Raw genomic sequence first — 14,572 nt, 5'->3', positions numbered from 1 at the left:
AAGTTTACCCCCACTCCTTTTAGATATTTTCTACATCAGATTTTAAAATCCTGCATGCCGACTAAATTTTATTAAAGTATTGGTCATGAATTGCTAATAAAATACTTTTTATTAAGTTCATTACCAGTGTATGTTAAAATTTCCTGCTTGCTATGAAAAAGGAACATATATTATATGTTCCTCATCATATTTTAACCATTTATTTGCTTCATTACTTCATCAGCAAAGTTTTCTTCTTTTTTAGCAAGACCTTCGCCTCTTTCAAACCTTACAAACCTTCTTATATTGATATTTTCTCCAATCGAAGCAATTTTTTCAGTCATAAGCTGTTGAATTGTCTTATCTGGATCTTTTATGAATGGTTGTTCCAATAAGCAAACTTCTTTATAATATTTCTCTATTCTTCCTTCTACCATCTTTTCAATAATTTTTTCAGGTTTACCTTCGTTTAGCGCCTGAGCTTTAAGTATTTCTCTTTCTTTTTCAATAATTTCTGCAGGTACTTCTTCTCTTCTTACATATTCAGGTTTCGCAGCAGCTATCTGCATTGCTACTTCCCTTACGAATGATTTGAATTCTTCATTTTTTGCAGCAAAATCTGTTTCTATGTTAATTTCTACCAATACACCTATTCTTCCATCACCATGTATGTAAGCATCAACCAGACCTTCCGCAGCTATTCTGCCAGCTTTTTTTGCTGCAGATGCAAGGCCCTTTTCTCTTAATAATTCTATTGCCTTTTCAGTATTACCGTTTGCTTCGGTTAGAGCCTTTTTGCAGTCCATCATACCTGCACCTGTTCTCTCACGTAGTTGTTTAACCATTTCAGCAGTAATCATCGTAACTCCTCCAAACATGAATTATTCATATTATTTACTTTCTTACTATTCTTATACTTTTATTAAAGCGACTCTATAGCTTTATGTGTTTATTCTTAAAAAGGGACATTCCATAAGTATAAAAATCAAAGGGCAGAGACCAGAAACTAGAAAGAATCTTACTAGGAATTTATTACTCTGTTATCTGGCTTTCTGCATCTGATATCTGTACTTTCGGTGTGTCCCCTAATTAATCTAATCCATTAAGAATTAATTATTCTGCTGCTTCTTCAGCACCATTTTCTTCAACATCAGAAGTTGTCAACTGTTCGCCCTGTCTTCCTTCAATGATCGCATCTGCGATCTTTGCAGCTATAAGTTTTACGGCTCTTATAGCATCATCGTTACCAGGAATTACGTAATCAACTTCATCAGGATCACAGTTTGTATCAACAATAGCAACAACAGGTATACCCAGTTTCCTTGCTTCTAATATTGCATTTCTTTCTTTTCTTGGATCTACTATGAACATTGCACCGGGAAGTCTCTTCATAGCCTTTATTCCGCCAAGATTCTTTTCGAGGTCTTCCATTTCCTTTTTGAGCTTGATAACTTCTTTTTTAGGAAGAACATCAAATACACCGTTCTTTTCCATATCAGTCAACTGATTTAGTCTGTTGATTCTCTTTTGGATAGTCTTGAAGTTGGTGAGCATACCACCTAACCACCTGGCGTTCACAAAGTACTGACCGCTTCTTTCAGCTTCTTCCTTAATAGCATCCTGTGCCTGTTTCTTTGTACCGATAAAAAGTACATCTTCACCGTTCATTGCTACTTCTCTTATGAAGTAATAAGCTTCTTCAACTTTTTTTACAGTCTTTTGAAGATCGATAATGTAGATGCCGTTTCTTTCAGTAAAGATATATTCGGCCATCTTTGGGTTCCATCTCCTGGTCTGGTGACCAAAATGAACACCTGCTTCTAAAAGTTGTTTCATTGAAATTACTGACATTTTAAATACCTCCTATAGTTTATACCTCCTCAGCTTTCATTTTCATGGAGTACCGGTTTGAGTAATTTTCTCATTTCAGGAACTTCTCCACAAATCCGACTGAGTGTGTATTTTCCGCTATGTAGTATAACACAATGAATATTTTTTATCAATAATTTTTACATAATTTTATAAAATATTTTATAGAATCAATAAAAATCTTTCCAGTTATATATTTACACATATTTACATATCGTTCTTGACGATTTGAATACCTTGGATTAAACTGTTCTTAATAATTATTTGTTTTGAAAAGCACAATATTGAATGAGGATTAGTATAAGTTATGAGTATTGAAAATGGTTCATTTCCTAAACAGATTCTCAAGGTTGTAGTAACTGTTTCAGGATTGGTTCTGGGAATTTTTACTATATATAAACTGTTTTTTTACCTTATTCCATTTATACTTGCTTTTGTGTTTTCGATTCTTATCGAGCCTGTCGTAGGCTTGCTTTCAAAAAAGCTTAAACTTTCCAGACCGGCCGCATCAGCAGTTTCAGTATTTCTTGTCCTTTGCATGTTCGGCTTGATTTTAGTAGTTATTATTTCCAGACTGATAGCTGAGATCGTTAACCTGTCTGAAACCCTGCCAGGATATTTTAATGACTTCTACAGGAATATGGATGACTTAATAAAAAAAGGTACGGACATCTACCTTAATCTTCCTGGGGAGGTTACACAGTACATCGGAAATGCTGCTTCCAATTTATCTACTTATCTGATGAAAGCCACAAATTCGTTCCTTACGGGGGTTCTAAACACTGCGGCATTTATACCGGGTCTGGTTGTATTCATACTTGTAACGATTTTAGCTACCTATTTCTTTCTAAGCGACAGGGATAAAATATACGTTTTTTTCGAATCAATACTTCCTAAGAGTGTTATCAGCAATTTTCTTTATATAAAAAACAGTATGCTTTTTGCACTTTTAGGTTATGTTAAGGCACAGTTAATCCTAATGACTGTTACATTTGTAGAACTCTATACCGGTCTGTTGATTATCGGAGTAGAGCATCCTCTGATCATTGCGCTTTTGGCCAGTTTTATAGATGCATTGCCTATAATAGGGGTAGGAAGCGTACTTATACCCTGGTCTGTTTACTCGGTATTAACAGGTAATATTAAAACGGGAATAGCAATATTGATTTTGTATGTTATCGTGCTGGTAGTAAGACAAACTATCGAGCCTAAGATACTCAGTCAACAGATAGGGATACACCCTCTGCTGACATTGCTTGCAATGTATACCGGACTTCAGTTGTTCGGGATTTTAGGCTTGATTTTGGGACCGATAACGGTTCTTTTGGCAAAAAACATCCTATCCGGAGTTCTCAAAAATCGTACGATCAAGGATTTATTAGCCAAGCCAAAAAATGAGAACAACAAATAAAATAAGGATAGGCTTTTGCTGCATTGTTTGAAAAGCTCTATCCTCATTTTTTTACCCATTTCTGATTATTGCAACTTAACTGCTACACTGCTACAGGCCACGGCTGTTTTTTATGGAGATGTTGATATCACTGAACTCAGTTTTGTGATTAATGCTGTCCCAGGTTCTTGAGAATAGACCAAAACTGCTGGTTTTCTGGGTTGTCTTCATTGTATACTCCTCTCTCCAATTATCATACCTGTTAAGCTTTGAGTAAAAAATATACTCTTCGCTTGTTCTTTCAACTTTGAGATACAAATCCTTATTCAAATCTCTTCTTGCATAGACACTGTAGTCGTCCCCCATTTCAGGGCATATTACTTCAATGATCATCCCTTTTTCGCTACCATAAAAGTATTTACTCTCGTCTTCCATTCTAAGGACTATACCGCTGTTGAAAAAGCTTTCCGTCGGAGTATCAGTAGTGACCCTGGCCTCGATGCTGAATCCGATGTCATCGGGAGTATATACAAGCAACTGTGCGGCAGCATCCTGAAGAACCCATGTATTGTATATGTTTTCGGATGAATGTATTATTTGAATTTTATTATCATCCCTTATGATAAGAGCCTTATTACTGTTTCTTTCGACAAATTCGATATCGCTGCAGCCAGCTTTATTAGCAGATTTCTCCAGGTTAAGTGCCGAAATGATTTCAATATAAATATCCCTGAATTCCCTTTCTTTGCTTATACAGTTTTCTATTAATGCCTTTATTTCATCATAGTTGCTGTCTGCACTTATTATCTTCTGTATTATAGCAGTCCTTACATCATTCCATTTCTCACTAAGCAAACCTTTCAAAGCTTGCAGCTTTTCTACACTTTCTTCTGCTGCTTTTGCCCTTCTCAGGAATTTGAACAATAAATCATAATACACTGATTTAAAGTTTAGTATCCTGACTAAAAACTCTATATCATCTACAGTATAATTATTCCCAAACATCTCCAGGCTCTTTAAGGCTTCATGCTCAAGGTGCTTAACAATATCTGTTTCTCCGGAATTAATCCTATTCAGGAATTTGCAGTGTTCCTCCAAAAGGTTGATATAGTCGTAGCTACCAGTATTCTTTAATTGTCTCAGTGCCCAGAAGCTGGGCTTTTGCCCTTTTTGCACAAGATAGGTAAAGAAATTCCAACCCACTTCATACATCTTGGAAAAATCCATTGTGAAGTTTTCATACGTTATACTTGTTCCTCCTCTAACGTGCATGTTATCAAGTATATAGTATATTTCCCTTTCAGCATCGTATCCCTTGATAATGAAATAATGTCCGTGGTGCTTCTTCCTGTAATCCTCATAGTAATTTATATAAAACTGGTCTCCTGGTATTAATATCCGTGTGCCCTTATCTATTTCTTCCTTAATATTTTTATGGAAATCCTCTTCACCGTTAAATTCCACTGTTTCTATATATAGGCCGAATTTTTCTCTTAATAACTTATTACCGAAATCAATAAATGCTGCATCAGGGTCGTTTATGTCCGTAAACCACCCTTCTGCCATAAATGTACTGTAGTAACTTGTGTAGAAAAGGAACAAGTCGAAATACTCCGGCTTATATGAAGCATACAATATAGCCCATGGTTTATAAAAACAGCTTAGTTCCTTCATAGTATAACTATCGGTGTTTTCTGTAATGCTACTGATTATTTTTGCATTCCTGGATTTCAAATGCAGGGGTTTGGTGTTATGTTCTCCGCCTTTCTCCCGTACTTCCTGACTTTTTTTGCTATCTCCAATATTTGCATCAGTCTGCTCCCTGTTAGCAATAAACAAAGCCAGTTCTTCGATGGTCTCATTCTGATAAATATCCTGAATCTTTATAGGCATGCCATTTTTACCCATCTCAACCTGCAGCTTTATAATAAGGATTGAATCTCCACCAAGTTCGGAAAAACTGTCAGTTATCCCTACTCTGTCCAAATGCAGTACCTCTTGCCAGATATCTACAAGCTTTGTTTCTATTTCATTTCTTGGAGCTGCATATTTGACACCTGTATTCATATATGCATCAGGTTCGGGTAATGCTTTTCTGTCTATTTTACCGTTATCCGTTAACGGAATTTTTTCTATAAGGGTAAAATGAGTCGGAATCATATAATCCGGTAAACTGGCTGATAAGAATTCTTTTAATTCTGAAGCCGACAAATCATTATCCGACACCAGGTAAGCGCATAAATACTTGGTACCCTGAGTATCAGCCCTATCTACCACTACACACTCTTTTACGCTTATATGCTTAGAAAGCTGGTTTTCAATCTCACCCAGTTCAACTCTGAACCCTCTTATTTTTACCTGATGATCCTTTCTTCCTAGAAACTCTATATTACCATCAGGAAGCATCCTTCCCAAATCTCCTGTCTTGTACATCATTTCAGATTCAAGTAATTTGTTCTTTACAAAAGATGCTTTTGTTCTTTCTTCATCATTCATATACCCACGTGCAACACCAACACCGCCGATATATAGTTCACCCGCAACACCTCTGGGTACCACATTCATATTATCATCCAGAATATAGAAATAGTTGTTGTCTATCGGCTTGCCATATGGTATGCTTGTTTGATTCTTGTCAACATATAAAATCGGATAGTATATTGACCATACCGTTCCCTCAGTAGCTCCCCCAAGCGATATGGGCCGTGCATTGGGGAAATATCTCTTAATTTTCTCGGGTAAACGGACAGGAATCCAGTCACCACTCATAAACACCAGACGTAATTGCTCCTGTACATAATCTTCATTATTTCCTTCAAGGGAATTTACAAGATAGTTCATTGTTGACGGAACGGAATCCCAGAATGTTATCCTGTTTTCAGTCAGCAATTGTTTTAGCTCGTCAGGATTCTGCACCTGTTCCCTTTTTGCTATAACAACCCTGCCTCCGGAAGCCAGAATTCCGAAAATATCATAAACAGACAAATCAAAACACATGGATGTAATAAATAAAAGAGAATCATTTTCGTTTACACTAAACTCTTTATTAACCCAGGAAATCAGATTAACTGCAGAGTGGTGCTCTATCATTACACCTTTTGGCATACCCGTAGAACCTGAAGTATAAATGACATATGCTAAATCTCTTGAATCTTTTTTTATGTCGAGGTTGCTGCAAGTGAATCTGCTCATTTCTTCAAAATTAATCTTTATCACATTTTCATGACTAATATCATATTCCCGGTCTACTACTACGGCAGTTACCTTGGAGTTTTTGGCTATGTACTCTTGCCTTGCCAAAGGATATCCAGGGTCTATAGGCACATATGCACAACCGCATTTTAAGATTCCAAACATACCTATAATCATCTCGAAGCTGCGTTGAGTTATTAAGGCTATGTTTTCCCCGTTCTTTACCCCTTTTTCCAGTAATACCCTTGCCAACTGGTTGGCTTTTTCATTTAATTCCCTGTAAGTGAGCTGTTTATCTCCCATGACCAATGCCACATTTTCAGGAGTTTTAGCGGCCTGCTCTTCAAACAGCATGTGCATGGTTTTTTCCCTTGCATACTCAACCTTTGTGTCATTAAAGTCATACGCTATTTCTTTAATTTGTTCTGGTGTAATCAGTTTCTCACTTCTAAGGCATTCATCATTACCATATCCAAACTCTTCAAGAATCCTTACATATAAGTCAAATGCCATTTGCATATCTTCATCATGAAAGAAGTTCTGTGAATACTTTATCTGAAGATACAGCGAATCCAGAGTTTTTGAAACTTCCAGATCAAACAGGGTATTGGTCATTTCGTTTGAGTTTATTTGTATATTTCTGTCAGAATCTTTTACCATATCCGATTGTTCTACATTTTTCAAAACATGGAAATCGGTAAAATTATGCAGCGTATCGAATATAGGATTTCCTGAAGTACCATTTTCCCCAATTATTCCAGCAATATCCGCAAGAAAAAGTTCGTTTGCTTTCATTTCCCTCAGCGATTTTTTTACCGTATCAATTATTCCGTACTTATTAACTACGTTTTCAACTTTTATCCTTAGTGGCATGGTATTCAGAAAACACCCGAGGATTTTCTCGCTATCCTCAATAGTCGGCCTGTCATGTGTAACAACACCGGTAATGATGTCACTCTCCGAGCTTATCAACCCAAGCAGGTAAACATGCGCCGCCAGACATATATCCTTTACTGTGCAGTTGTATTCTTTCGCTTTTCTTTCCAGTGTTTTCAATAATTCAGGATTCAGGTCAGCAGATAGTATTCTGCTGCCCGTTAAACTTCTTATCTTTTTACCTGCAAAATTGAACGGAAGCTTGTTGCGTGTATAACCTTTCAATATATTCTTCCAGTAATCCCTGACCCTCTCTGAAGCCTTACGGCTTATGCACATAGCTACATAATCCTTGTATGAACTCATGAGTTTTTGATTTTCATATTTATCTCCCTTTACAAGCCTGTTAAAGATTTCAAGTAATTCGCTCATAAGACTTGCAACACTCCAGCCGTCAAGGATGGCATGCTGGCAAGATAGTATCATACAGTAATTTGTTTCATCCAATCTGAATATACGCAACCTCCACAGCAGGTCATTATCAAATCTGAACTTATCTTTCAGCTCGTCCTCCATATATTGACTTATCTTTTTTTCCTGATCCTTATTACTCAAATATGAAATATCGTCTATCTTTATTTCAGGTATTATGCCACTGTCTACACTATGTACGATCTGCAAAGGCTCACTAAAATTTTCAAGATCGAAGGTTGTTCTAAGTATCTGATGCTTATCAGCCAGTATCCTCACAGCAGCATTAAAAACACGTAAATCTAAATTCCCGAATTTTATAAGATATGGGAATTGATCGTGATAAATAGGTTCTTCAGGCATCAGCCTTGTAAAGAAAACCATTCCCTGCTGAATTGGACTTAGAGGGTAAAAATCCTCATAACCTTCTGGCAGTTTGCTTACCTGCTTTTCATTTTCCAATACTTTATTTTTAATCTCCTCAATAGCTGACAGACCGATTCCCAGATTATCTTCTCTCACCTGCCAGTCAGTAGTTTTTATAAATTCCCCCAGTTCCTTAATCGTCTGGTTCATGTATATATCCTTAATAAGTATGCTTGTACCCAAACCTCTGTTAACCTTATTGATTAGGCTTATAGCTTTTATGGAATCTCCGCCCAGGTTAAAGAAATTACCATTTATACCTGTATCCCCTATTTCCAATACTTCTCTCCATATATCCAGTAATTTTTCTTCAATCTCATTCCTTGGAGCCTCATACTCTACTTCTGCACAGATACAACTCTCGGGTTTTGGCAGAGATTTTCTGTCAACTTTATTATTGGAAGTTACAGGTATTTTATCCATATGTACAAAATAAGCCGGAATCATATACCCCGGAAGTTTTCCGGCCAGATAGCCTCTGAGCTCAGAAACGGATAAACTTTCCATGGAAACATAGTATAGACAAATATATTTATTCTTATTTGTATCTTCTCCTACAACAGCTACTGCTTCCTGAACCGGGCCATACTTTAGTATAACAGATTCTATCTCCCCCAACTCAATTCTATGGCCTCTTATTTTTACCTGATGGTCTATTCTACCGTAATACTCCATATCCCCATCCGGCAGCAGCTTCGCAAGGTCTCCCGACCGATAAAGCCGTTCTCCCTTTTTGTACGGATTCTCTACAAAACGCTCTTTTGTGAGTTCCGGCCTGTTCAGATATCCACGCCCTACACCGTCTCCTCCCACACATAATTCTCCAATAGCACCTACAGGCAGGAGTCTCAGATGCTTGTCCATTATGTACACTGTAAGGGTAGGAATGGGTTTTCCGATATTGCTTATACCCATTTCTATCTCCTTTTCCGAAATTTCCTTATATGTGACATGTACTGTTGTCTCTGTGATTCCATACATGTTTATAAGTTTTGTTTCGGGATACTTTTCTCGCCATTTTTTCAGCATAAGCGGATGCAGTGCCTCTCCGCCGAATACCACGTACCTGATTGCAAGGCTTTGATCATCAGACTTAAGTTCCTCGTTCATCAGACTGTAAAATGCAGTAGGAGTCTGATTCAAAATTGTCACTGTGTTCTTTTTCAAAAGTCTTAAATACTCCCCAGGATCTTGTGCAGATTGTTTTGAAACAATTACCAGCTTTCCTCCGTACAGCAAAGCTCCATATATCTCCCAAACAGAAAAATCAAAACAGAATGAATGAAACATTGTCCACACATCAGTATCACTGAAATCAAACTGCATTTTATCATTAAACATTAGTCTGACCACATTCCTGTGTTCTATCATTACTCCCTTTGATTTACCTGTAGTACCGGAGGTGTATATTATGTATGCCAGATCCGTTGGCTTATTTACAGCCGAAAGATTGGAGCAATCCCCGCTAAACAGAGACTCTTCACAAAGATCAATAACCTTGATATTTTTATCACTGCCTAATGCCAATTGTACGGCATTGTTTGTATTATATGTCAACAGGATTTCGGTTCCGCTATCCTCAAGCATATAGCTTATTCTTTCTTCAGGGTAATCAGGGTCTATTGGCAGATATGCTCCTCCTGCCTTCAAAACGGCCAGCATTCCTATAATCATTTCAATTGACCGTTCTGCCATGATAGCAATTACTTTGTCAGGACACGCTCCATGTTCCCTTAATTTCCGCGCCAACTGGTTGGATTTCTCATTCAGTTCTTTATATAGTATCTTATCATCCCGGAATATCACAGCAGTATTGTCAGGCTTTCTTCCGGCTTGCTCCTCAAACAGCAGGTGAATGGTTTTTTCTTCCGGATAACTGGCCTGTGTATTGTTCAATTCATATAGAATACGATGGCTGTCTTTTTCAGAAAGGATATTTATGTCTGCCAAATTGATTTTCGGATCTTGTGTCACTGTATCCAGTATATTTGAAAATTGCTCTATTATCTGCTGCATCATATTTCTTCCATACAATGCAGGATTATATTCCATATTTAGCTTCACCAGCTTTTCTTTTACCGAAAAGGAAAAAATCAGATCAGTATCTGTATCCTCCAGCATATTAGTATCATGAATTTCTTCCATCAATACCATAGTTTTTACATACGGATTAGACTCATTCCCTCTTTCCGGGTTTATTAACCCTGAAATCTTGCTGTAAGGAAAATTTGAATATCGGTCAGCTTCAGTTACAGTCTTTTTTATTTCCAGAAGAAAATCCTTGAAAGCAGCTTTTCCGTCCACAATGCTTCTTAGTAAAAGGATATTTTTTGTTGAAGTTGCTTCTGTATCACTTTTAAATGCAGGCATTCCTACAACAATATCCTCGTTTCCGGTATACCTGTAAAGCAAATACTCAAAAGCAGCCAATAAAAACATATACATTCCATAATGGGAGTTCCTTGTCATTGAAACAAGCTTTTCAGATGTGCTGGTACTGATATTACTGTACACATACGCTTTTTTAGTTTCATGTTCCTCTGTAGCATATGAAGATGCAGGAAAAGCACTCATAGTAATTTCGCCCTTAAGCTTTTCATTCCAGTACTTTCTCTCCTCTTCAAATTCCCCACTTGTCAGAAATATATTCTGCGAAAACTGATCAAAACTCATCTTTATCCCTCCGCTTTTATTTGATATATTTAGCATTTGAATTTCAAATGCAATATCTTTTCAAATAACTTATTCCTTTTTAAAGCAGCCTTCTTTTAGATTTACACATTTTTATGCGTATTTTTGCCGCAGTCTCAAGTTTTTCCAGGTTTACTGACTCCCTCAGCTACCTCACTCAATGTATATTAAAACCGTTTTTTATCCATAATTGTAATAGTTTTACATATAATAAATGAATTAAACTTAGCTGTCCTACTCTCAGCCTGTATGTGAATGAATATTGTTACCTCTGCTTTCCAGGATTTCTGTATTACTTATATGGAGAAAATAAAAATAGTCAATTGCTTAACCTAAAATCAAACAAAAACTAAATATGTTAACAAAATACACCTGTCTGATCAAGTCTTAGTAATTGTCAAATTTCAATGGAAAAACATGATTTAATGACTGGATGAAGTGTTGGAATTCTTAATAGGAATTATTTTAGAGAATGAAATAAAATTGTAGAAATTATTAGAATTTAAATCATATTTTAACAAACCGTGCTTTAAGTATATATATTGTCTAATCTTCTATATTGTGCCATTTTTCCATTAATATAACACTAATATACATGTTCTGTCAAGTTGTTATTACATAATTCAACCCTTAAAGATAAAATCCCGGCCATATATGGATATAGTCCGGAAATATCGTATTAATCTCCAAAAACAAAGCACCTCAAAAATGATATGTCATATCCTATATCATCAAGAAGTGCTTCTTTCAGCTTCACTTAATTTTACTGTTTTAGATATTTTTTTCACTGGTGACAGCTTTCAGGCTTTAGTTCTTTACTCAGCTTTTTTATTGCTTTTTTTTCTATCCTGGATACATAGGATCTAGAAATACCCAGCATCTTGGCAATTTCTCTCTGGGTTTTACTACTTCCGTTGAGTAAGCCATATCTGAGCTCCAGCACTGTTTTCTCCCTCTTTTTCAAAACTGCCCGCATTTTATTGTATAACCTCCGCACCTGCATTTTTAACTCAACTTCATCTATAACAGACTCAGCCTCGTTTCCCATTACGTCTATAAGTGTAATTTCATTACCTTCGCGGTCTATCCCGATGGGATCCTGCAGTGAAACCTCATTTTGTATCTTTTTGGTTGATCTGATTTGCATCAATATCTCATTTTCAATACATCTGGCAGCATAAGTTGCCAATCTTGTACCTTTGAGCTGATCAAATGTGGAAATAGCTTTTATTAAACCTATTGTACCTATAGAAATCAGGTCATCACAATCACTACCATATGAATTGTATTTTTTTACAATATGTGCGACAAGTCTGAGATTTCTTTCTATCAGTACATTTCTTGCTTCCTCATTGCCGTTTTTGTACATTTCTATATACCTTTGTTCATCTTCAGGCGACAAAGGATGCGGGAAGGAATTCGGGTTTGAGACATAGCCACATAGGAAAAAAATATTATTTATAGCTCCTAGTATTGCTGTAAAAATATCTGGAAGCAAATAAGGCACCCCCTAAAAACAGGCTACCTTATAAGTATATGAACAGGTATTTGAATATGTGCCAGTACAGAACAAAGTATAAAACTTTTTTAGTGTCCGTTTTGGTATATTTTACTATACTGCTAACAAGCTGCAGAAAAGAGTAAAAAATTAGACTATTGCTAATCATTCTAAAACACAATATAGAAGAAATAGAGGGTTTACATACTGATACTTTTCATTTGATACTGAAATGTGATTCGGTCCAGGATTCAGTATGTTTTGAAGCAAACGCTCCTATAGCTATCCTATAGCTATGTCCTTTCTTTAAGAAGGAAGACGGTACTATATAGCTCGTACCACTGATGAAGTCTTGGGAAATAAGCTTTTCATCCGTGGTCAAATCCCTCAGTGCAAACTTATAGTATTCTGCTTTAAGCACACTGTCCCACCTTACTGTAACACCTTCATTATGGATAATCGCACCATCACCCGGATTAGTTATCACAGTAGATGATAACTCTGGTGGAATGACAGCCGGAGCCGGCGCATTTACAGTATGTATGCAGGTATTTGAGTCTGCATCTCCGGCATTAACTATAAGCTTAATGTACGTAATGCCAAATCTCCAGATTTCCAGTGTTGTATCCTTCGTATCTGCAAACCAAATATAGTCAGAGTCATTCTGAGTTTTTATATACCAGTCATGTTTTCTTGCGTTTTTTGAAGAATTCTTGCAGCTTACTGTGTAGGGTAGCTTGGGTACAGGCTTGGAAATTACTCCATCGGTAATATCACTGTCACAGTACTCTATGCAAAAATTCGTCTGGGTAGGAGCAGGTGAATTAGCAGTCACAGTATGTATGCTGGTATTTGAATCCATGCTGTTTATTATAAGCTTGAAATATGTGGTACCATACCTCCAGATATTAGCAGTTGCATCCTTAGTATTTGCAAACCAAACATACTGTGATTCTCCTGGCACCTTGATATACCAGTCATATTTTTTTGCATCCGGTGAAGAATTCTTACAGGTTATGGTATAGGGCAATCTGAATAGTGACGCAGTAATCTTTCCATCGGTAAAGTTATTATCATTATATTTTACAATGAAATCTGTCTTTACAGGAGCAGGTTCAGTATTAGTAATGGTATGTACTTTATTATTTGAAAAATCGCCATCAACAACAAGCTTTATAAAGACAGTACCGTACTGGTTTATTTGGCGGGTAACAGCCTTAGTATTGGCAAACCATATGTATTCAGTCTGATCTGGAGATTTGACATACCAATCATATTCTCTTGCATTTGCTGAAGAAGCTGTACATGTTATAGAATATGGTAAGTTATTCACCTGATTATGTAGCGTCTGGTCTGTAACATTACTCCCATCATATACTATACTGAAATCTGCTGTAGTGAGTAAAGGTGGTCTGGTTCCTGAATACGCAAAACTACCTATTGTAAGAACAATAAAAAACAAGGAAATGAGACATAAATATTTATAGTTGTGCAAAAAAAAGTGTGATTTACTATTCCTAGGGACTACATTTTTATCAATACTCGTATTTAGCTCTGCATTGTCTTTTTCCACAAATCTTTCTGTTAATTCATTACCCTTTTCCGTTTCAATTATTTCTTTCTGAACAAATTCATCTTTATTATCATTTAGTAAAACAGAAATGGTCAGTACTTCTGATAAGAATTCCCCTAGGTTTTCATTATTAATTGCAGCATTTTTTATATCCTCTTTTAGTAAAGAATTCTTTAAAAGGATTTCAATTTTATCTCTTATTATCTTGCGTTGGGATTCATTAGTTTCCTGAGTCGTAAATTCCACGATTTTAGTTAAGTCATCCTTCGATGGCTTCAATTTTTTACTCTTCCATTTATAAAGTATCGAGATGTCTTTGCAAAGATAAGTATCAGCAAAAATCCTTGTACTTTTCATAGTGTTTTTAAATATAATTTCCAATATATCTTTAATATCAAAATTAATTTCAGCCATAAACAATACCCCCCTATATGTAACTAATTTGGTAAATTTGTTATTTTTTTACATTGATATATTATTCTACTACTTTTATAGAAATCCTTCAATAAGCGGACTCACTTTTGCATAAAAACGAAATATCTAGTATTTATTTAGTGAATAATAAGTAAAATTTCATATTCCTCTGGCTGAAAATATGGTAAGTGTA

At 36.1% G+C, this 14,572-nt stretch carries 6 protein-coding genes; 1 reads left to right on the top strand and 5 read right to left on the bottom strand.

Going from position 1 to position 14,572, the window contains the following annotated elements:
* Window positions 1–191 precede the first annotated feature (191 nt).
* Both tsf and rpsB read right to left on the bottom strand, forming a co-directional pair.
* Window positions 192–839 carry a translation elongation factor Ts gene (gene tsf / locus N3I35_08295; protein MCX8130083.1) on the bottom strand — a complete coding sequence of 216 codons (648 nt, stop codon included), beginning with the start codon at window positions 837–839 and terminating at the stop codon, window positions 192–194.
* Window positions 840–1,092: 253 nt separating this feature from the next.
* Complete coding sequence (gene rpsB, locus N3I35_08290) at window positions 1,093–1,830, bottom strand: 30S ribosomal protein S2 (GenBank protein ID MCX8130082.1); 738 nt, start codon at window positions 1,828–1,830, stop codon at window positions 1,093–1,095.
* Window positions 1,831–2,155: 325 nt separating this feature from the next.
* Between rpsB and ytvI the strand changes: the two genes are divergently transcribed.
* Complete coding sequence (gene ytvI / locus N3I35_08285) at window positions 2,156–3,259, top strand: sporulation integral membrane protein YtvI (protein MCX8130081.1); 1,104 nt, start codon at window positions 2,156–2,158, stop codon at window positions 3,257–3,259.
* A 90-nt stretch (window positions 3,260–3,349) separates the two neighbouring features.
* On the opposite strand, the gene N3I35_08280 is transcribed toward ytvI, so the two are convergent.
* From N3I35_08280 to N3I35_08270, 3 genes are all read right to left on the bottom strand, one after another.
* On the bottom strand, window positions 3,350–10,876 hold the full coding sequence (locus tag N3I35_08280) for an amino acid adenylation domain-containing protein (protein ID MCX8130080.1): 7,527 nt from the start codon (window positions 10,874–10,876) through the stop codon (window positions 3,350–3,352).
* An 802-nt stretch (window positions 10,877–11,678) separates the two neighbouring features.
* Window positions 11,679–12,392, bottom strand: a complete 714-nt coding sequence (sigK, locus tag N3I35_08275) for an RNA polymerase sporulation sigma factor SigK (protein ID MCX8130079.1) — start codon at window positions 12,390–12,392, stop codon at window positions 11,679–11,681.
* 217 nt (window positions 12,393–12,609) lie between these two features.
* On the bottom strand, window positions 12,610–14,379 hold the full coding sequence (locus tag N3I35_08270; protein MCX8130078.1) for a hypothetical protein: 1,770 nt from the start codon (window positions 14,377–14,379) through the stop codon (window positions 12,610–12,612).
* Between the last annotated feature and the right edge of the window lie 193 nt (window positions 14,380–14,572).

The sequence above is a fragment of the Clostridia bacterium genome (assembly GCA_026414765.1).
In the GTDB taxonomy this organism is placed as follows: domain Bacteria; phylum Bacillota; class Clostridia; order Acetivibrionales; family DSM-27016; genus SKW86.
The sequence above is the reverse complement of the archived record's forward strand: the minus strand, read 5'-3'. Positions and strand labels throughout refer to the sequence as shown.

What these genes read in the sequence shown, in the direction of transcription:
- tsf (MCX8130083.1), bottom strand. Translation starts at nt 839, where the DNA reads ATGATTACTGCTGAAATGGTTAAACAACTACGTGAGAGAACAGGTGCA.
- rpsB (MCX8130082.1), bottom strand. Translation starts at nt 1,830, where the DNA reads ATGTCAGTAATTTCAATGAAACAACTTTTAGAAGCAGGTGTTCATTTT.
- ytvI (MCX8130081.1), top strand. Translation starts at nt 2,156, where the DNA reads ATGAGTATTGAAAATGGTTCATTTCCTAAACAGATTCTCAAGGTTGTA.
- N3I35_08270 (MCX8130078.1), bottom strand. Translation starts at nt 14,379, where the DNA reads ATGGCTGAAATTAATTTTGATATTAAAGATATATTGGAAATTATATTT.
- N3I35_08280 (MCX8130080.1), bottom strand. Translation starts at nt 10,876, where the DNA reads ATGAGTTTTGATCAGTTTTCGCAGAATATATTTCTGACAAGTGGGGAA.